17 protein-coding genes are annotated in these 19,098 nt (G+C 61.3%); 10 read left to right on the top strand and 7 right to left on the bottom strand.

The window, feature by feature from the left end; genetic code table 11:
- Positions 1–51: 51 nt before the first annotated feature.
- Positions 52–1,074 (bottom strand): substrate-binding domain-containing protein, encoded by a 1,023-nt coding sequence (locus N434_RS13925; RefSeq protein WP_110758697.1) that lies wholly within the window; start codon positions 1,072–1,074, stop codon positions 52–54.
- A 309-nt stretch (positions 1,075–1,383) separates the two neighbouring features.
- On the opposite strand from N434_RS13925, the gene N434_RS13930 reads away from it, so the two are divergent.
- From N434_RS13930 to N434_RS13945, 4 genes are all read left to right on the top strand, one after another.
- Positions 1,384–1,779 (top strand): (R)-mandelonitrile lyase, encoded by a 396-nt coding sequence (locus tag N434_RS13930; protein ID WP_110758903.1) that lies wholly within the window; start codon positions 1,384–1,386, stop codon positions 1,777–1,779.
- A gap of 219 nt (positions 1,780–1,998) precedes the next feature.
- Complete coding sequence (locus N434_RS13935; RefSeq protein ID WP_110758699.1) at positions 1,999–3,630, top strand: SulP family inorganic anion transporter; 1,632 nt, start codon at positions 1,999–2,001, stop codon at positions 3,628–3,630.
- Entirely contained in the window at positions 3,614–4,231 is a 618-nt protein-coding gene (locus N434_RS13940; protein WP_110758701.1) for a ParB-like protein, read from the top strand. Before N434_RS13935 ends, N434_RS13940 begins: the two co-directional genes overlap by 17 nt.
- Positions 4,228–6,318 carry a mechanosensitive ion channel family protein gene (locus N434_RS13945; RefSeq protein ID WP_110758702.1) on the top strand — a complete coding sequence of 697 codons (2,091 nt, stop codon included), beginning with the start codon at positions 4,228–4,230 and terminating at the stop codon, positions 6,316–6,318. The genes N434_RS13940 and N434_RS13945 overlap by 4 nt, the downstream gene beginning before the upstream one ends.
- 27 nt (positions 6,319–6,345) lie before the next feature.
- Here N434_RS13945 and purU read toward each other — a convergent pair whose 3' ends face one another.
- The 5 genes from purU to N434_RS13970 all read right to left on the bottom strand — a co-directional run bounded on the left by purU (position 6,346) and on the right by N434_RS13970 (position 12,481).
- Entirely contained in the window at positions 6,346–7,230 is an 885-nt protein-coding gene (gene purU, locus N434_RS13950) for a formyltetrahydrofolate deformylase (protein ID WP_110758704.1), read from the bottom strand.
- A gap of 56 nt (positions 7,231–7,286) precedes the next feature.
- Complete coding sequence (soxG, locus tag N434_RS13955; protein WP_181423974.1) at positions 7,287–7,841, bottom strand: sarcosine oxidase subunit gamma family protein; 555 nt, start codon at positions 7,839–7,841, stop codon at positions 7,287–7,289.
- A 13-nt stretch (positions 7,842–7,854) separates the two neighbouring features.
- Positions 7,855–10,845 carry a sarcosine oxidase subunit alpha gene (locus N434_RS13960; RefSeq protein WP_110758707.1) on the bottom strand — a complete coding sequence of 997 codons (2,991 nt, stop codon included), beginning with the start codon at positions 10,843–10,845 and terminating at the stop codon, positions 7,855–7,857.
- A complete protein-coding gene (locus tag N434_RS13965; protein WP_110758709.1) occupies positions 10,842–11,162 on the bottom strand; it encodes a sarcosine oxidase subunit delta in 321 nt (106 codons plus the stop codon). Before N434_RS13965 ends, N434_RS13960 begins: the two co-directional genes overlap by 4 nt.
- 65 nt (positions 11,163–11,227) lie before the next feature.
- Positions 11,228–12,481 (bottom strand): sarcosine oxidase subunit beta family protein, encoded by a 1,254-nt coding sequence (locus N434_RS13970; protein WP_110758711.1) that lies wholly within the window; start codon positions 12,479–12,481, stop codon positions 11,228–11,230.
- Between the two features lie 86 nt (positions 12,482–12,567).
- Here N434_RS13970 and N434_RS13975 point away from each other — a divergent pair, with 86 nt between their 5' ends.
- The gene (locus N434_RS13975; RefSeq protein ID WP_065117797.1) at positions 12,568–13,614 is read left to right on the top strand and encodes a GlxA family transcriptional regulator; all 1,047 of its coding nucleotides are present in this window, start codon (positions 12,568–12,570) and stop codon (positions 13,612–13,614) included.
- Between the two features lie 13 nt (positions 13,615–13,627).
- Here N434_RS13975 and N434_RS13980 read toward each other — a convergent pair whose 3' ends face one another.
- Positions 13,628–14,389 carry a UTRA domain-containing protein gene (locus N434_RS13980; RefSeq protein WP_110758905.1) on the bottom strand — a complete coding sequence of 254 codons (762 nt, stop codon included), beginning with the start codon at positions 14,387–14,389 and terminating at the stop codon, positions 13,628–13,630.
- 126 nt (positions 14,390–14,515) lie between these two features.
- On the opposite strand from N434_RS13980, the gene N434_RS13985 reads away from it, so the two are divergent.
- The 5 genes from N434_RS13985 (at position 14,516) to N434_RS14005 (ending at position 19,085) form a co-directional block, all read left to right on the top strand.
- Positions 14,516–15,559 carry an ABC transporter substrate-binding protein gene (locus tag N434_RS13985; protein WP_110758712.1) on the top strand — a complete coding sequence of 348 codons (1,044 nt, stop codon included), beginning with the start codon at positions 14,516–14,518 and terminating at the stop codon, positions 15,557–15,559.
- A 109-nt stretch (positions 15,560–15,668) separates the two neighbouring features.
- Complete coding sequence (locus N434_RS13990) at positions 15,669–16,475, top strand: alkaline phosphatase family protein (RefSeq protein WP_110758906.1); 807 nt, start codon at positions 15,669–15,671, stop codon at positions 16,473–16,475.
- Positions 16,472–17,296 (top strand): ABC transporter permease, encoded by an 825-nt coding sequence (locus N434_RS13995; protein WP_110758714.1) that lies wholly within the window; start codon positions 16,472–16,474, stop codon positions 17,294–17,296. Before N434_RS13990 ends, N434_RS13995 begins: the two co-directional genes overlap by 4 nt.
- Positions 17,293–18,087 (top strand): ABC transporter permease, encoded by a 795-nt coding sequence (locus N434_RS14000; protein ID WP_110758715.1) that lies wholly within the window; start codon positions 17,293–17,295, stop codon positions 18,085–18,087. Before N434_RS13995 ends, N434_RS14000 begins: the two co-directional genes overlap by 4 nt.
- On the top strand, positions 18,084–19,085 hold the full coding sequence (locus N434_RS14005) for an ABC transporter ATP-binding protein (protein WP_110758717.1): 1,002 nt from the start codon (positions 18,084–18,086) through the stop codon (positions 19,083–19,085). Before N434_RS14000 ends, N434_RS14005 begins: the two co-directional genes overlap by 4 nt.
- Positions 19,086–19,098: the final 13 nt, after the last annotated feature.

Here is a 19,098-nt window from a genome sequence, read left to right on the forward strand (position 1 = left end):
CACACGAAATTGTGGTTCGGGCCGGCGTTCGCCGCCAGCCCGAGAGCGGTCTTACTTGAAGAACTCGCCGGCCTGCTCCGGCGTCACGGTTGCCGTGACCGACCAGTAGCCAGGCTTGCCATCGGCGGCCTTGATATTGTCGGCAAGGTTGTCGTTGCTGACGAAGGGGATCGGAATATAGATGGCGTTGCCATAGGTGCCACGGAAGACGCCGTCCTTGAATTCCTTGCCCTGCAGCTTCAGGACAGCGACGTTGAGCGCGCTGGCCATGACACCGGGAGGATTGACCGAAGCGCCGGAATTGAACTTTTCCTTTTCCCAGCGGGTCATGAAATCCTTGCGGATTTCACCGGTCGCGGCAATGTCCTTGGTCTTGCCGGCGGCTTCGATGGCGCGCCATGCGCCGTCCGCCATGCCGTCCTGCACCCAGACGCCGCTGATATCGGGATAGGTGGCAAGCAGGTTCTGCATGGCCTGCTGGCCCTGCGCCTGATCCCAGCTTGCATTGGCTTCGTTCAGCACCTTGATATCGGGGTATTTCTTGAACACTTCGCGGTAACCGGCGACGCGGGCCTCGTTTGCCGGGTTGCCGGCGATGCCGTTGATGGCGACGACGCTTCCCTTGCCCTTCAGCGCATCCGCAAGCCACTGCGCGGACTGTGCCGCCCATGCCTTCTGGTCGATGCCGACATAGATCGCATCCTTCGAGGACACTTCGGCGTCAGTGGCGATAACGAGAATATTGCGCGCCTTTGCCTGCGCGAAGATCGGATCGAAGGCCGTCGGGCTGCCGGGATTGATGAGGATCGCATCAACGCCCTGGTTCATGAAATTGCGGATATGGCCAATCTGCCCCTGCACATCAACATTGCCGCTCTGGACAACAACCTCGACCTTGACGCCCTTTTCGCCCCACGCCTTCGCGGCAGCCTGAGCCTCTTCGATCATCTGCGTGCGCCATTCGCTACCAACGAATGAATTGGAGAGACCGATCTTGAAGCTCTGTTCCTGCGCGTGCACGGACGTGCCGGCCGCCAGCACCATCGCAGCGGCAGCCATCAAATGTCTAAACATGAAAATTTGCTCCTCCAAGCACGGTTTTCAACGATGAAACCGTTTACATAAGCGAATGTAACCGGTTTCATAAATGAGTCAATCCCGAGAATAATTTTTGTCATCACGTCTGAAAGGCCGTGGAACAAATATCTTCAGTGTCGAAAAATGCTCGCAAAAGAATGAGATAACCTAGAGAAACAGGAAAAATGCCAGGCATTTGGAAAATGCTTCGGAGCCTGCCACTCGATCAGATTTTTACGCCCCCCGGTGGACAATAGACAAATTCCCACATCCAATCGTGACACGATATCAGACAGGAGAATGACCATGGAAATATTACGCGCAGGAACCCGAGCGTCCGCCAAAGGCCCCGAGACATGGTTCACGGGAACAGTCCGCATCGATCCGCTCTTCAACCCCTTTGATGCGGAGCGGGTGCAGGGCGCCCAGGTCACCTTCGAGCCCGGCGCCCGCACCGCCTGGCATACCCACCCGCTCGGCCAGACACTGATCGTCGTCTCCGGCTTTGGCCGCGTGCAGCGCGAGGGTGGCCCGGTGGAGGAAATCCGCCCCGGAGACGTCGTGTGGTTCGCGCCCGGCGAAAGACACTGGCATGGCGCGGCACCCAATATCGCCATGACCCATATCGCGCTTCAGGAGGTCAAGGACGGCAAGGTGGTGGACTGGCTGGAACATGTTACCGACGAGCAATATGGCGGCTGAGATTGGCCTTCCGGCCGCTTCCTTGCCCGCCGGAAAGCGGATGTTCCAACGACGGCGGGACACGGAACGACTGAAATATTTCGGTCACGCAATTTAAACTTTGACTTGTATCCGCAATGGGTGAAACCTTCATGCCAGCGCGGTAACAGGGTGGAGAATCGTGATCTTGCCGGGTGAAACTTCTATCGCCTCCAGTGGCGCCGATGCGGTCGAAACCCCATGTCCGTGACATTGAGCCGGCGTGATGTGATTGCTGGATTGTCGATCGCCGGCCTGATGCTGCCGGAAGCCATCGCCTATTCGGGAATTGCCGGCGTTCCGGCCCAGCACGCCATTCTCGCGGCCATCATGGGCTGCATCGTCTATGCCGTTTTTGGCCAGAGCCGGTTTGCGGTGGTGTCCCCCACATCGTCCTCCGCCGCGATCCTGGCGGCCATGCTGGCCACGCTCTCCGTCACCCCCGCGCAGAAGATGCTGCTTGTTGCCATTTCTGTCGCGCTGGTGGGCATCCTGTTTCTTCTGGCGGCCGCCACGCGGCTCGGCGCGCTGTCGAGCGTAATCTCACGCCCGGTATTGCGGGGTTTTGCGTTCGGCCTTGCCATCCTGATCACGATCAAGCAATTACCTAGCCTCTTTGGAACAAAGGAAGCGACCGGGGAACCTCTGGCGATCCTTTTGCAGATCCTGTCCCATCCGCGGGACTGGAGCCCCGAAAGCATCGCCGTCGGCCTTACCGCGCTTGCGCTGCTCCTATTCCTGCGCAGGCGCCCGGCCATTCCCGGCAGCCTTGTCGTCATCGTGGCAGGTATTGCCGCCTCTATCTTGCTCGATCTTCAAAGCCGCGGCGTCGCCATTGTCGGCCCCATCGACCTTGCCGGAATATGGGCCGGCCCGCTTTCGGTATCGCTCGATGATGTCGCGCATGTCGCCCGCTTCGCGCCGCCGCTGGTCCTCATTCTCTTTGCGGAATCCTGGGGCACGATCCGCAGCTTTTCGCTGCGCCATGGCGAGAGCGTCGATTCCAATCGCGAATTGCGGGCCTTCGGGTTTGCCAATATCGCCAGCGCCGCCGTGCAGGGCATGCCGGTCGGCGCCGGTTTTTCCGCCGGTGCGGCAAGCGAGGCGGTCGGCCCGCAGAGCCGCCTCGCCTCGGCCATCGCCGCAATCGGCCTAGCAATCTTCAGCCTGCTCGCCTCCGGCTGGTTCGCCTACATTCCACAGGCGGTGCTGGCAGCCGTCATCGCCGTAGCCCTGCTGCACGCGCTCGATCCGACGCCGATCATCCGCTTGTGGCGGCTTGGCAACGACGCCTGGCTGGCGCTTGCCGCCGCCGCCAGCGTGCTGGCATTCGGCGTTCTGAACGGCATGCTCGTTGCCGTGGCGCTGTCCTTCGCGGTCTTTGTCCGCCGGCTTTCCCTGCCGCACGTGATGCATCTCGGAAGGCTGGGCGACAGCCACGATTTCGTTGACATGGAACGCCACCCGGATGCCAAGGACATATCCGGCATGATCATTTTGCGCCCGGCGCAGCCGCTGTTTTTCGGCAATGCCGAGCCGATCCTTGCCGCCGTCACCAAACGTATCGCCGCAAGGCCGGAACTGCATGTCGCGATCATCAGTCTCGAGGAAAGTTTCGAACTGGATTCCACCGCGCTCGATGCGCTGCTGGAATTCGATACGGCGATGCAGCGTGGCGGCACCACGGTCTATTATGCCCGCATGCACGACCATGTCCGGGACCTGCTGCTCGCCGGTGGCGGAGACAATCTGGTGGCGCACAGCAGTTTCAGCGTCGATGATGCCGTAACCACGGCCATGGGCCGGGAGAACAGCCATGCCACAGCCTCTTGAACCCCACCTCAGCCCGATTGAAATCACCGCGCTCAGACCGACCCAGATGACGGTCGGCCTGCGTGAGGTGCAAAACAAGCGCAAACAATGGGCCGCCATCCGCGATGAAAAAGGACCGGATTTTCTCGGCCACCACATGGTGCCCGTCGTCATCGGCTACAAGCAGCGTCTCTATCTGGTCGACCATCATCATCTTGCGCTGGCTTTGCATGACGAGGGCGTGAAACATGTCCTGACCAGCATCGTTGCCGATCTCTCTCATCTCGGCCGGCAGGAGTTCTGGTCGGTGATGGATCATCGCAGTCTTGTTTACCCCTTCAACGCCGACGGCAGGCGTTGTCCCATCGATGAATTGCCAAAGCGGATCGTCGATCTCGAGGACGACCCTTTCCGCTCGCTGGCCGGCGCGGTTCGCGATGCCGGCGGTTTCGCCAAGATCGAAGCGCCTTTCACCGAATTTCTCTGGGCGGATTTTTTCCGCCGCCGGGTGAGCGGCAAAGACCTGCGCCATTCCTTTAACGAGACGATAGAAAAAGCCGTGGAACTGGCGCGCTCGCACGAAGCACGGCATCTTCCCGGCTGGTGCGGGAGAGCCGGATGACCACCCTTCACTGCCTTTTCAGACGGATTGCAGCTATCGCCATCGCGCTCGTCGCGCTCGGAGCGACCGGCCTTTTCGCGCAGGAACAGCCACCGGTGAAGGCGGCCTCGCCCGGGCAGACGACGGAAGAAAAGGTTGACCAGTTGCTGCAACTTCTCGGTCAGGACGACGTTCGCGCCCTGCTGGCACAGAAACTTGCGACAACCGGCGCGGAGCCGCCTCCGCAAACGGCATCACCAAGTCAGCTGAGCGATCTCGACCAGTGGGCGAGCAAGCGGCGCGAGCATCTTGCCCGCATCATGGCCGACCTGCCGACGATGTCCTCGCAGATAGCCTCCGCATCAGGAAGGCTTGGCGACGCGATCCGCGCCTATGGTCCCGTTATTTTCCTGCTGCATGTGCTTGTCCTGTTCGGCGCGGGCCTTGCCGGCGGCATTGTCACCAACCGCATCATCGTCATGCACGCATCCCGCAAAAACAGCGGGGATATCAGCAAATATGCCTCGGCCGTCGTGTCGAGGCGGCTCCTGCCCCTTTTCGGATACGGCCTTGTCGCAACCGCCATGTTCCTCAGCATCCAGTGGCCGCCCCTGCTGAGCGCGGTTCTGCTGCCCTGGCTTGTGATGAGTATTCTCCTGCCGGTGCTTTTTGCCGTTTCCGGCCTGTTGCGACAGGTGGTTGGCCGCGAAGCCAGCCCGCGGCGCGATTTCTGGATCGTCCGCTGGACTTGGCTTGCAACGCTTGCCGGGTTTTGCTGGGCGTTGCTCAGGACGCTCGAAAATCTCGGCGTTCCGCGCGATACGCTCGGTCTGTTGTCCACCGGCTTGGTCGGCCTCCTGTTTCTGCTCGCCGGCCTCTGGATATGGCGGCGGCCCGGCGGCGATCCGGGTTCTGAACGGACGCGGGCGATCGATGTCGCGCTGATCTTCTGCCTCATCATCCTCTTCGGATTGCGCCTGGCCGGCGCAGGCGTGCTGTTCTGGATCGGACTTTATGCGCTTGTCCTGCCGGGTCTTGCCTCGACGCTCGGCATTGCCGCGCGGAAACTCGCAACCGATATTGGCGGTTACAGTGAGAGCGACCTTCGCCCCGTTCTGGCCGAGCGCGGCGTGCGGCTCGCCATCGTCGGAACGGCCATCGTGTGGCTGATCTTCCTCGTCCGCGCCCATCCGGATTCCCTGCCGGATGGTGCCCTGCTCACCTCCATCGTCGTCGGCGTCCTGCACGGCGCACTCATCCTGCTGCTTGCCGATCTCATATGGATCGCCATCAAGTCGATGATCGCCCGCCGGCTGGAACTGAGCGTCCCTGCCGGCGACGCAATGAGCGGCCACTCCGGCGGCCAGCCGCAGGACGACCGGCTTTTGACCATTCTGCCGATCCTGCGCAACATGCTCGGCATCATCATCGCAGCAGTCGCCGTCATGACGGCGCTTTCGGAACTCGGCGTCAATATCGGACCGCTGCTGGCCAGCGCCGGCATTTTCGGCATCGCCATCGGTTTCGGCTCACAGACGCTGGTGAAAGATATCATCAGCGGCGTGTTTTACATGATCGATGACGCTTTCCGTGTCGGCGAATATATTCAAAGCGGTTCCTATCGCGGCACCGTGGAATCCTTCAGCATCCGCTCGGTCAAGCTGCGCCACCATCGCGGCCCGATCTTCACCGTGCCGTTCGGGTCGCTCGGCGCGGTCGAAAACATGAGCCGTGACTGGTCGATCGATAAATTCATGGTCACCGTCGCCTTCGATACCGATATCGCCAAGGTCAAGGCCATCACCAAGGAGATCGGCAAGGCACTGAAAGAGGATCCGGAGTTCGGGCCGTTCCTCATCGAGACCGTCAAGCTGAAGGGTGTCGAGCACTTCGGCGAATATGGCATGACGCTCGGTTTCGGCATGATGCTGCGCGCCGGCGGGCAATCGTCAGTGGTGCGGCGCAAGGCCTATTCGATGTTGAAGGATGCATTTGCTGAAAACGATATTCAGTTCGCCAGCATGACAGGCGCCTATCCCGCCGCGCGGTCCGCGAAGCGCCTGGAGGAGGAGCAGGGCGGCGACATGGAGCAGCCGCCCGAAGAGTAAAGCTCCCGCTCTCGCGCTCTGCTGCACTTATCCCATGCGCTCGGACACATATTCCCCCGGCGAAGCGGGAAACACCACGGTTCTGTTGCCGTTGAGGAAGACCCGGTGGTGAATATGGGCGTGGATGGCGCGGGCAAGCACCTGGCTTTCAACATCGCGGCCAAGCGAGACGTAATCGAGGCCGCTCTGGGCATGGGTCACGCGGATCGTATCCTGCTCGATGATCGGCCCTTCATCGAGATCGGCAGTGACGTAGTGGGCAGTCGCGCCGATCAGCCGCACACCGCGCTCATAGGCCTGCTTATAAGGGTTGGCGCCCTTGAACGATGGCAGGAAGGAATGATGGATGTTGATGATGCGCCCCGACATTTCCTGACAGAGCCGGTCCGACAGAACCTGCATGTAGCGGGCCAGAACCACGAGTTCCGCACCGATATCCTGCACCACCTGCAGGATTTCCGCTTCGGCCTCCGGTTTCGTCTGCGGCGTGACACGGATGTGGTGGAAGGGAATATCCTCGTTCACCACCTGCTTCTGGTAATCGAGATGATTGGAGATCACCGCAACGATCTTCACCGGCAGGGCGCCGATGCGGGAGCGATACAGCAGATCGTTGAGGCAATGGCCAAAGCGCGACACCATGATCACCACCTTGGTTTTGCGGGAGAGATCATGAAAATCGTAATCCATGTCGAAATCCACGGCGACTGGAGCGAAGCCTTCAAAGAGGGCGTCGCGCTCCAGCCCCTGTTCCGAAACGAAGCTCAGCCGCATGAAAAAACGGCCGGTCTCCTGATCGGTGAATTGCGAACTGTCGTTGATGTTGCAGCCGGACCGCGCGAGATATCCGGATACGGCGGCAACGATGCCGCTGCGCGCCGGGCACGAGACTTTCATGACATAGATGGTCAAAATCCTGCTCCCCCTTGATGGATCAGCACTCGGACAGTTTTGAAACCGTGGCGAGTTCAGGCGATTTCAGCGGCAAGTTCCCTGCAGCCGGTTTCAAGCAAATGGCCAAGATGCGGCAGGAAACTGTTCCAGATATCCATTCGGAAACGGTCTTCCGCATCGCGCCAGAGCACTACCGTCACGCCGTCGAAAATCGTCCGGCGGGCTTCGCCCACCGCAATCGTGTCGATATCGCGGGCGCAGCCAAGCGTCAGAAGTTCAGCGGCTCGCGGCCCCTCGATCAGCAGTGTCACTTCCCGACCGGAAATATCGACAAGGCTGTGCGGATGGCCGGCATAAACGCCGGCGCAGGCCGCGATCAATTCGCCGACTTCACCGGCAGGGGCAAGGATCGTCCATTCGTCGGGACCAAGGCGCACGGCCTGCCTTTCGCCAGCCGAGACGCAGGCGCCTATCCGCTCGGGCAGGGTGAGGCCAAGTGCCGCGCCGAGTGACGCGACATCACCACGGGCGCGCAGCGACAGCCGCGCCTGCGCCGGCAGGATGCTGACCCGCGCCGCCTTGCTTTCAGCCAAGGGGCCGGAAATGGGGGAGGAAACACGCATGTTCATTGTCATCTCCGGATCAGATTTTCAGGCGGGTGTTTTCGGGATCGACAAACACCATCCCGGTGATTTTCGCGGCAATGGTACGGTCCAGCATCGGGATATAGACGGTCTCGCCCATCCGCTCATGACCACCCTCGACCAGCGCCAGCGCAATCGGCTGGCCGACCGCATCCGAATGGTAGGAGGAGGTCACATGCCCCACCATTTTCATCGGGATCGGCTGTTTCGGATCAAAGACGATCTGCGCCCCCTCCTCCAGCTTCGAGCGGTCTTCAGTCAGAAGGCCAACGAGGTGGCGGCGGCCCTTGGCGACGAGATCGGGGCGGGCAAGACCGCGTTTGCCGACGAAATCAGGCTTCGCCTTGCCCACGGCCCAGCCCATCGCCGCATCATAGGGCGTAACCGTGCCGTCGGTATCCTGTCCGACGATGATGTAACCCTTTTCGGCGCGCAGAACATGCATGGTTTCAGTGCCATAAGCGGTGATGTCGTATTGCTGGCCGGCCTCCCACAGGATTTCCCAGAGCTTGCGGCCGAGCGGAGCCGGCACATTGACCTCGAAGCCGATCTCGCCGGTGAAGCTCACCCGGAACAGTCGCGCCGGCATGCCGGCGACCGTGCATTCCACGCAGGACATATGCGGGAAAGCCTCTTCCGTCAGTTCCACACCTTCCACCAGCGGCGCAAGCAGCTTTGCCGCATTCGGGCCATTCAGCGCGATTGTGGACCATTGCTCGGTGGTGGAGGTAAGCCAGACATTGAGATCGGGCCATTCGGTCTGGAGGTAATCCTCCATCATGTTCAGCACCCGGGCGGCACCGCCTGTCGTGGTGGTGACGTGGAAACGGTCTTCGGTCATGCGGCCGATGACGCCGTCGTCGCGGATGAAGCCGTCATCGCCGAGCAGCAGACCATAACGGCAGCGGCCGGGCGCAAGCTTCGACCAGGGATTGGTATACATGCGGTTCATGAATTCGACCGCGTCAGGACCGACCACCTCGATCTTGCCGAGCGTCGAAGCATCGAAAATGCCCACGCTCTGGCGCACCGCCCGGCATTCACGGCCGACCGCTGCGTCCATGTCTTCGCCCGGCTTCGGGAAATACCAGGCGCGACGCCACTGCCCGACCGGCTCATAGACCGCGCCATGCGCCTCAGCCCAGCCATCGATCTGCGTCTTGCGCGTCACTTCGAAATGCGCGCCGCGGTGATAACCGGCGAAGGCTCCGAAGGTCGTCGGCGTATAGGGCGGGCGGAAGGTGGTGAGGCCAACCTGCGGCTGGGGTTTGCCAAGCGCTTCCGCCGCAATGTTGAGGCCGTTGATATTGGACATCTTGCCCTGATCGGTGGCCATGCCGTTGGTCGTATAACGCTTGACGTGCTCGATGGAGCGCATGCCCTCGCGCACCGCAAGCCGCAAATCCTTGGCGGTCACATCGTTCTGGTAGTCGACGAAAGCCTTGGCCTTGCCGGCATCGCGGTCGCTTGGCAGTTCGGTGTACGACACGCCGCTGCCAGTGCGGTCATGTTCCACCGCATGGGCGCTGGCACTGGCCGCCTTGTCGAGTGCTGTGGCCACTTCACGGCCGCGCTCCGCGCCGTCCTTCAGCGCCGCCTCGATGCCCCAGAGCCCGCGTCCGGCCCCGGCAATCACGCAATCCTCATTGGTGAGGGCAGGCAGGAAGGTCGTCCGTTCGTCATCCCAGGCGAGCTTGCCCTGCGTATGGGAGAAGAGATGCAGCGACGGCGTCCAGCCGCCGGACATCAGCACCGCGTCGCAGGCAATCTCCTGTCCCGCGCCGACCGTCGCCCCCTTGACCGGGTTGACGCGGACCGACTTGACCCGCAGCCGCCCGGAGGTCGCCGTCACCGTATGCGACAGCTTGACCGGAATGCCAAGCGCCCGTGCCTCATTCACCAGCTCTTCCCGCACCGTCGCGCGCGTATCGATAATCGCCTGAACGCGTGCGCCTGCGCCGTGAAGATCGAAGGCCGCATACCAGGCGCTGTCATGGCTCGTCACCACCACCGGGCTGTTGCCGACCTTGACGCCATAGCGGTTGAGATAGGTCTGGGCAGCACCTGCCAGCATCACGCCCGGACGGTCGTTGCCGTGGAAGACCAGCGGCTTTTCCAACGCGCCCTGCGCCAGCACCACCTGACGCGCCCTGACCCGCCAGAGGCGCTCGCGGGGCATGTCCTTCGGTACGGTTTCCAGATGGTCGGTCAGCTTTTCGCAAAGGCCGATCATGTTCTGGTGGTAATAGGCAATGGCCGTGGTGCGGGTCATGACCCTGACGCCGCGCTCCTTCAGCGCCTTCAACTCATCCGCAAGCCAATCCCACGCGGGCTTGCCATCGATCTTCGCCTGCGGCTCGGACAGCAGCGTGCCGCCGGCCTCGGCATTTTCATCGACCAGCACGACCTTCAAACCATCCACCGCCGCCGCACGCGCCGCAGCGAGACCGGCAGGACCAGCGCCGACGATCAGCACGTCGCAATGCAGGTTGCGCGAGGCATAGGTGTCGGGGTCTTCCTCCGCCGGCGAAACGCCGAGACCAGCCGCCGCGCGGATGAAGGGCTCGTAGACCTTGTTCCAGAAGCTCTTCGGCCACATGAAGGTCTTGTAGTAGAAGCCCGCCGAAAACAGCATATAGGCCATGTCGTTGACCGCGCCGATATCGAATTTCAGGCTCGGATATTTGTTCTGCGAGGTGGTTTCCAGCCCGTTCCATATTTCCTGCACCGTGGCGCGGGTGTTCGGCTCGAACTGACCGGCGCCACGGCGGGTGCCGATCAGCGCATTCGGCTCTTCGGAACCCGCCGCAACCGAGCCGCGCGGGCGGTGGTATTTGAACGAGCGGCCCATAAGATGCACGCCATTGGCCAACAGTGCCGAGGCGACGGTATCGCCCTTCACGCCGCGATAGGTCTTGCCGTCGAAGGTAAAGCTTACCGAGCGGGCGGCATCCACACGGCCACGGCCGGAAACGCGATAGGAATTCATTTCGACACCTCCGAACTTGCGGTCACGCGGGTCAGGGAAGAAAGCTCCGGACGCGGCTCACCCGCGCGATAGGTCGTAAGGAACCGGTCGCTCACCGTATCGCGCACGGCATTAAAGAAGCGGCCGCAGCCATGCAGATGCCGCCAGCGCTCAAAATGCGGACCTTTGACGTTTTCGCGGATGAACAGGAATTCTTCCCACTGTTCATCACTCTGCGACGACGGATCAGCGGCGCGGACGACATGGGCCTGCCCGGCATAGGTGAATTCGGCTTCGGGCAATGTTTCGTTGCAATAGGGGCAGCGGATCAAAAGCATCGTCGTATCCTCAGAGCATTTCCAGTAAAAGTGCGAAGCGGTTTTACGTCCGGAAAATGCGTGAATTAATGCGCCACGGCGGCGGCGGCGGCCTCGTCGATCAGGCGGCCGGAACGGAAACGTTCCAGCGTGAACGGCGCGTTGATCGGGTGCGGTTCGTTTTTGGCTATGGTCCAGGCGAAGGTGTGCGCCGCGCCCGGTGTGGCCTTGAAACCGCCCGTGCCCCAACCGCAATTGACGTAAAGACCGGCCACGGGGGTCTTGCCGAGAATGGCCGAACGATCCGGTGTCACATCGACAATGCCGCCCCATTTGCGCAGCATGCGCATGCGGTTGAAGATCGGGAAGATTTCGACGATGGCCGCAATCGTATGCTCGATCAGCGGCAGGCCGCCGCGCTGCGAATAGGAGGTATACTGGTCCGTACCCGAACCAATCACCAGCTCGCCCTTGTCTGACTGGCTGATATAGGCATGAACCGCGTTGGACATGACCACGCAGGGGAAGATCGGCTTGATCGGTTCCGACACCAGCGCCTGCAGCGGATAGCTTTCGAGCGGCAGGCGCACACCGGCTGTGTCCATCACGACCGATGTATGGCCGGCAGCGGAAACTGCCACCTTCTTTGCCTTGATGAAGCCACGCGCCGTTTCGACACCGGCAACGGAGCCATCGGCATTGCGGCGAATGGCGGTAACGGGGCAGTTCTGGATGATATCGACACCGCGGGCGGCGGCACCACGCGCATAACCCCAGGCGACCGCATCATGGCGCGCCGTGCCGGCACGCTCCTGCAGCGCACCGCCCATGATCGGATAACGGGCATTGGGGGAAATGCTGAGCGGCGGGCAATATTCCTTGCATTCCTCAGTCGTGAGCCAGCGATTATCGACGCCGTTCAAGCGGTTGGAATGAATGTGACGCTTGAAGCTCTGCACGTCGTGAACGTTATGGGCGAGCATCAGCACGCCGCGCTTCGAATACATGACGTTGTAGTTCAGTTCCTGGCTCAAATTCTCCCACAGATCGACGGCGTGATCGTAAAGCCGGGCGCTTTCGTCATAGAGATAATTGGAGCGGATGATCGTCGTGTTGCGGCCGGTATTGCCGCCGCCGAGCCAGCCCTTGTCGATGACGGCGACATTGGTGATGCCGTGCTGGCTGGCGAGATAATAGGCAGCGCCCAGACCATGGCCGCCAGCGCCGACGATGACCACGTCATATTCGGCCTTCGGCTGGCTGTCCGGCCATTGCTCGTCCCAGTTCTTGTGGCCGGTCAGGGCGTTCTTCAAAAGATTGAAAGCATTAAAACGCGTCATGAGCAGACCCGATGGTTAAAAAAATCTCGTGTCGCAAAAGCTATGAAGATTTGCGTTGCGGCGGCTGGACAATCGCGTCTCTTTGCATGAATATTTGCGCCATGACCTCTCACCGCGCCAAGAAACGCCTCAGCGTCGCTTTCCTGCTTGCCGACCGTTTCACATTGTCGGCCTTCGCAAATTTCGTCGATGTGCTACGCCTTGCCGCCGACGAGGCCGACCGCTCGCGCCCAATTCTCTGCGAATGGTCGGTGCTGTCGGCGACCATGGGCAGCGTTCAATCGAGCTGCGGTGTGAAGGTGCAGCCCGACACGCGGCTGATCGACGCCGGGCATTACGACTATATCGTCGTTGCCGGCGGCTTGATCAGCGATCACAGCGCCCTGCCGCCGGAAGCGCTGCGGTTCCTCAAACAGCGTGCAGCGGCCGGCACTCCCATTATCGGGCTCTGCACTGGCGTTTTCATTCTGCACGAAGCGGGTCTGCTCGATGGTTATCGCTGCTGCGTGAGCTGGTTCCACCATCAGGATTTTCTCGACCGTTTCGACACGGTGCAGATGGTCTCCGACCAGATTTTCGTTATCGATCGCGACCGGCTGACCTGTTCGGGCGGCCACGGCTCCGCGCATCTGGCGGCCTTCCTGGTGGAGCGCCATGTCGGCCAGTCCGCCGCCATCAAGAGCCTCAACATCATGATGATCGACAGCGCACTGAGCGGCGAAAAACCCCAGCCCGGCCAGCAGAGCGCACGCAGAGCCACGGACCCGCTGGTCAAAAAGGCGATCCTGCGCATGCAGCAGAATATCGAAGTGCCGAGAACCGTGCTTGAACTTGCCCGCGACCTCGGTCTTGGCCGTCGCAGCCTCGAACGGCGTTTTCTCGGTGACCTGAAGGCGACGCCATCGAAAGTCTATCTCGAACTGCGGCTGGACCGTGCGCTTTCCCTGTTACGCAAAACGGAAGACACGATCACCCAGATCGCGCTTGCCACCGGTTTTTGCGACGCGCCGCATCTTTCACGCACCTTGCGGGCCGAGCGGGGTTTCAGCCCCAGCGAATATCGCAAGACGCAGATCGGCCACGTCGCGACGGACGAGGAATTCGCCGTCGGCGTGCTGCTGCCGCAATCCTGAAGATATTCGAGCTTCAGCCGGCCGGCTGCTCCGGCTGGCCGGTTTCAACCCGCACCGAAATGGCATCGTGGCGCCAATATTCGAGATCGCAATCGATGATGCGGCCATGCTGGTCCTGATTGACGCGCGTGATTTTCAGGCCGTAAGCCCCTTCGCTGCAACCAAGATGATGAGCCGGATATCCCCGCAACGCGACCGGATTGATTTCGAAATAGGCCGGACCATAGGTGACGGCATAAGTATCCTGATAAATCGTCGTGAGTGACCGGGTGAGATCGTGCTGCAAGATATCGGGGAAAATCTCCATCGAAAGATAGTGTTCGACGAAAAGCACCAGCCGGCCGTCGATGCTGCGCTTTCTGCGGATGCGCCAGAATGGTGTTCCCGGCGCACAGCGCATGAGGGGCGCAAGCTCTTCGGGCAGCGCTGCGGCCTCGGCCTCCACCAGCAGGGTTTCGGCGGAGCGCCCCTGCTCCGCGGCCATGCGATGGAAGTGGGAACGGTGCAGCGGGCTGTAAATCAGGCGCGGTCCGGAAACGAACCAGCCACGCCGGCTCTCGCGAAAGATCAGGCCGTCGATCTCGAGGTGGAAAAGCGCCTCGCGCAGGGTGATGCGCGTGGTGGCGTATTTCGCGATCAATTGTCTCTCGGAGAGAAGCCGGCCATGCTTCACCACCTCGCCTGCGGCAATGGCCCGGCGCAATTGCTGTTCCAGCCCGCCGCGCCGGCCGGCTTCGATATCGCGGTTGCCGCCTGTCGTTTCTCTGGCTGGCATCGCCGCCCTCATTCCATCGCCGTTAAAAAATAACGGGCGCGTCATGTCCGCGCCGAAAACGTCATTGGCCTGTCATAGCGAACCGATAATGAGCATGCAACTGGTCTAGACCAAGGAGCAAGCCCCGTGAAAAATTCCATCCTTTCCCTTTCCCTTCTCACCGTTTTTTCCCTTCCCCTCACCGCCCAGGCACAGGACGTTCCTGCCCTTGAAGCGGCCGCCCGCAAAGAAGGCGCCATCTACAGCGTCGGCATGCCGGACGGGTGGGCGAACTGGAAGGACACCTGGAACCAGCTGACCGAAAAATACGGCCTGAAACACGCCGATACGGACATGAGCAGCGGTGAGGAAATCGCCAAGTTCGCCAATGAAGGCGCCAATGCGACGGCTGATATCGGCGATGTCGGTCTCGAGTTCGGCCCGATCGCTGTCGCCCGCGGCGTCACCCAGCCCTACAAGACCACGACCTGGGACCAGATCCCCGACTGGGCCAAGGACAAGGACGGCCATTGGGTCATCGGTTACACCGGCACCATCGCCTTCCTGATCTCCGCCGATGTCAAGAACCCGCCCGCTTCCTGGGCCGATCTGCTGAAGGGCGACTACAAGGTCTCGCTCGGCAATGTCGGTTCCGGTGCACAGGACAATGCCGCCGTGCTGGCTGCCGCCATCGCCATGGGCGGCGGTGAGGAAAACCTCCAGCCGGGCGTCGACCTCTTCGCCAAGCTTGCGGAAAAAGGCCGCCTGCTGGCCAATGGTGCAAACCCGGCCACGATGGAAAAGGGCGAAATCCAGGTCGCGCCGATGTGGGACTTCAACGCCCTCAACTACCGCGACGTGGTTGGCCGCGAGAAGTTCAAGGTCGTCATCCCCTCTGACGGTTCGGTCACCAGCGGTTACGCCACCATCATCAACAAATTCTCCAAGCAGCCCAATGCCGCCAAGCTGGCGCGCGAATATATCCTCAGCGATGCCGGCCAGATCAACCTGGCCATTGGTTATGCCCGTCCGATCCGCGTCGACCGCATCACCCTGCCGGCCGAGGCGAAGGAACGCCTGCTGCCTTCGGAACAATATGCCAAGGCCCGCCCGATCAATGCCGCCGTCTGGACCCAGGCCGCCGGCAAGCTGGTCAATCTCTGGCGCGCCAGCGTCGCCCCGAAGATGTAATCGGGCAACCGCCCTGAAAACCGAACGACTGTTCCGCGGGCAACGAGTCCGCGGAACGTGCTAAAAAGTGCTCGGGCAAACCGAACCACAAACAGGCGAGACGAAAGCGATGCACAAGACGATCTTCATCCTGCTGGATGGCCTCAGATATACGACGGCAAGGGATTGCCTCGGATATATGGAAGGTCTGGCAACCGCCGGAAAGGCCGGTATCCGCGCCGTGCGCAGCGAATTGCCATCGATTTCGCGGCCGCTTTACGAAACGCTGATGACCGGACTGCCGCCGGTGGTTCATGGTGTCACCAGCAACGGCGTGGTTCGCCGCTCCCGCTTTCCCAATGTCTTCTCGCTGGCAAGTGCGGCCGGCCGCACCACTGCCGCCTCCGCCTATCACTGGTATTTCGAACTTTACAATCAGGCACCCTTCTCCCCGGAATTCCGCCATATCGAGAATTTCGATGGCGGCATTCATCACGGCTCGTTTTATTGGGCCGATCATTATCCGGACGACCATGTCTTTGCCGATGCGGATGTTCTGCTGCGCCGGCATGGTCCGGATTTCCTGCTGATCCACCCGATGAATATCGACAATGAAGGCCACAAACACGGCGGCAGCTCGCGGGAATATCGCAACGCCGCCCGTAACGCCGGCGATCTCCTGGCGCGGTATCTGCCAGCCTGGCGCGCTGCGGGTTACAGCATCATCGTCACCAGCGATCACGGCATGAGCGATGACGGCAATCACGGCGGGCCGCATGAGACCGAGGCTCTGGTGCCATTCTATACATTCGGCGAGGCCTTTACGCCGGTTGCGGATGCGAAGCTTGCACAGACGGATATTGCCGGACTGCTCTGCACGCTTCTCGCCATTGCCGATCATGGCCTGCCCGTACCGCAAGGGCTGTTATCCGCATGAGCGTGCAGAACCGCAAAATGCGGCTGCTGGCAGCGCCGTTTCTCGGCGTTATCGCCATTCTCGTCCTCTGGCCGCTGGCGAGTGTCGTCACTGACAGCTTTTTCGCCGGCGGTGTGCTATCACTTGCCAATTACCGCACCATTCTCACGGATGCCTTTTATCTTCAGTCATTCGCGACCACGACGATCATTTCGCTCATCAGCACGGGAACGGGTCTCGTTCTCGGTTTTCTGGTGGCGGTGGCGCTGCGGGCAAGATCGGGCGGCACCCGCCGCATCGTCATGGCCTTCGCCAATATTGGCGCCAACTTCGCCGGCGTACCGCTCGCCATGGCGCTCATCTTCCTCTTCGGGCTGAACGGCATGTTCACGCTTTTGCTGAAGGAACTGGGGCTGATCGACGATTTTAACGTCTATTCCTTTACCGGGCTCATCATCGCCTATTGTTATTTTCAGGTGGCGCTGGCCACGCTGCTGATCACGCCAGCGCTCGCCGCCGTCGGTCAGGATATTGAAGAGGCGGCGGCGCTGATCGGCGTCGGCAAGCTGCGGTTCTGGCTGAGGGTTGGCCTGCCCACCGTCGCACGGCAGTTGCTGGCAATCGCCATTCTGCTCTTTGCCAATGCCATGGGCACTTTCGCGACGACCTTCGCTCTGACCGGCACAAGCATCAATGTCGTCACCATCCGCATCAGCGAACTGGTATCCGGCGATATTTTCTCCGATCCCAATCTCGCCAATGCCATCGCCATATGCCTTCTGGTCGTGCTTCTCGTGCCCATCACCGCAAGCCAGATATTGGCGGGAGAAAAGCGCCGATGACGCAGCAGGGTTTCAAAGGCGCAAGCCTGTTTCTGTGGCTGATGGCGCTCATCATGATATCGCCGCTGCTGGCGACGATGTTGAATGCGGTGGCGACCGACTGGTCCGGAACCCTGCTGCCGGCCGGGCTGACGGTGGATAATTTCGTCACCATCCTCTCGGACCCGCGTTTCCACGCAGCCCTGCTGCGCTCCACGCTGGTTGCAGCGGCGGCATTGACTATCGCGACCCTCATCATCGTCCCGGCGGTCGTTTCCGCCCATATCTACTGGCCCGCACTTGACCGCTGGTTCGCCCGGCTGGTGATCTTGCCCTATGCCGCACCCGGCATCATTCTGGTGGTCGGTTATCTCAGGATATTTTCCGCCCCGCCGCTGCAGATCGGCGGCTCACCGCTGGTACTGGTGCTGACCTATGTGCCGCTCTGCTTTTCGATGTTCTACATCGCCGTGAAGAACGGCCTGCGCAACCTCGACATCAACGAGCTTCTGGATGCCGGCCGGCTGATCGGCGCGAGCGACCTCGCCATTCTGCGACGCGTCGTCCTGCCCAGCATCCTGCCGTCCATCGCGGTTGCCATCGTGCTGAATTTCGCGACGCTGTTCAGCGAATTCGTCTACGCCAAGATGCTGGTCGGCGGCAATTTCGAAACGCTGCAAATGTACATGTTCGCCCAGCGCAGCCTCAGCGGCCGCATCACCAGCGTCATCGTCATTCTCTATTTCCTGCTCATCCTTGCCTTTACCCTGATCGCCTTTCGGATGGTCCGGGAAACGGAGCGTGCATCATGACCCATCTTGCGATCCATAATATCAGCGCCATTTATGGCAACGCCACCGTTCTCGACGCCATCGAGCTTGGCATCGACACGGGTGAGATGCATGTGCTGCTGGGGCCGTCCGGCTGCGGCAAGACGACATTGCTGCGCTCCATCGCCGGCCTCGTTTCGCCTTCGTCCGGATCGATCACGCTGGACGGCCGGCGCATCGACACCCTGCCGCCGAAGGATCGCGGCATCGGCATGGTGTTCCAGCATTATGCGCTTTTTCCCAATATGACGGTGCGGCAGAACCTCGCTTTCGGTCTGGAACAGCGCCGGCTGGCAAAAAAGACCATCGACGACAAGGTCTCCGCCGTGCTCGAAACCGTTTCCCTCAGCGACCGCGCCGAGCGGCGGCCGCATCAGCTTTCCGGCGGCCAGAAACAGCGCGTGGCGCTCGCCCGTGCGCTGGTGCTCGAACCCAAGCTGCTTCTGCTGGACGAACCGCTTTCCGCACTCGATGCCCAGATCCGCAAGCGCCTGCGTGACGAGTTGAAACGCATTCAGCGCGAAAGCGGCCTCACCAGCATCCTCGTCACCCATGATCAGGACGAGGCCCTGTCGCTGGGCGACCGCATATCGGTGATGAATGCCGGCCGCATCGCCCAGACCGCGTCGCCGCAAGAGCTGTATTACCGGCCGGCCGACCTGTTCGTCGCCGGTTTCATCGGTGACGCCAACATCATCACCGCCGAAGACATGTCACGCATCACCGGCAACCGCTTCGAGCGGACCTGCATCATCCCGCCACACGCCTTCACGATCGGCAACGCGCCGGACGGAACTGGCGTGGCCTTCACCGCCGAGGTGAAAGACATCAGCATCGTCGGCCCCACGGTCCGTTACCAGCTGGATGCGGCCGGCGTGGCGCTCAAGGTCGAACATGCAAGCGCGCAGGATGCGCTTTACCCGCCGCCCGGCCAGCAGATCACCCTCACCGTCGCCGAACGTCAGCTGCACTACATCTGACCAAAGCGGCATT

The sequence above is a fragment of the Rhizobium sp. UGM030330-04 genome, assembly GCF_003208455.1.
Lineage (GTDB): Bacteria > Pseudomonadota > Alphaproteobacteria > Rhizobiales > Rhizobiaceae > Agrobacterium > Agrobacterium rhizogenes_A.

What these genes read in the sequence shown, in the direction of transcription:
- N434_RS13960 (WP_110758707.1), bottom strand. Translation starts at nt 10,845, where the DNA reads ATGAATTCCTATCGCGTTTCCGGCCGTGGCCGTGTGGATGCCGCCCGC.
- N434_RS13965 (WP_110758709.1), bottom strand. Translation starts at nt 11,162, where the DNA reads ATGCTTTTGATCCGCTGCCCCTATTGCAACGAAACATTGCCCGAAGCC.
- soxG (WP_181423974.1), bottom strand. Translation starts at nt 7,841, where the DNA reads ATGAACATGCGTGTTTCCTCCCCCATTTCCGGCCCCTTGGCTGAAAGC.
- N434_RS13975 (WP_065117797.1), top strand. Translation starts at nt 12,568, where the DNA reads ATGAATATTTGCGCCATGACCTCTCACCGCGCCAAGAAACGCCTCAGC.
- N434_RS14000 (WP_110758715.1), top strand. Translation starts at nt 17,293, where the DNA reads ATGACGCAGCAGGGTTTCAAAGGCGCAAGCCTGTTTCTGTGGCTGATG.
- N434_RS13995 (WP_110758714.1), top strand. Translation starts at nt 16,472, where the DNA reads ATGAGCGTGCAGAACCGCAAAATGCGGCTGCTGGCAGCGCCGTTTCTC.
- N434_RS13970 (WP_110758711.1), bottom strand. Translation starts at nt 12,481, where the DNA reads ATGACGCGTTTTAATGCTTTCAATCTTTTGAAGAACGCCCTGACCGGC.
- N434_RS13930 (WP_110758903.1), top strand. Translation starts at nt 1,384, where the DNA reads ATGGAAATATTACGCGCAGGAACCCGAGCGTCCGCCAAAGGCCCCGAG.
- N434_RS13945 (WP_110758702.1), top strand. Translation starts at nt 4,228, where the DNA reads ATGACCACCCTTCACTGCCTTTTCAGACGGATTGCAGCTATCGCCATC.
- N434_RS13990 (WP_110758906.1), top strand. Translation starts at nt 15,669, where the DNA reads ATGCACAAGACGATCTTCATCCTGCTGGATGGCCTCAGATATACGACG.
- N434_RS14005 (WP_110758717.1), top strand. Translation starts at nt 18,084, where the DNA reads ATGACCCATCTTGCGATCCATAATATCAGCGCCATTTATGGCAACGCC.
- N434_RS13925 (WP_110758697.1), bottom strand. Translation starts at nt 1,074, where the DNA reads ATGTTTAGACATTTGATGGCTGCCGCTGCGATGGTGCTGGCGGCCGGC.
- N434_RS13935 (WP_110758699.1), top strand. Translation starts at nt 1,999, where the DNA reads ATGTCCGTGACATTGAGCCGGCGTGATGTGATTGCTGGATTGTCGATC.
- N434_RS13980 (WP_110758905.1), bottom strand. Translation starts at nt 14,389, where the DNA reads ATGCCAGCCAGAGAAACGACAGGCGGCAACCGCGATATCGAAGCCGGC.
- N434_RS13940 (WP_110758701.1), top strand. Translation starts at nt 3,614, where the DNA reads ATGCCACAGCCTCTTGAACCCCACCTCAGCCCGATTGAAATCACCGCG.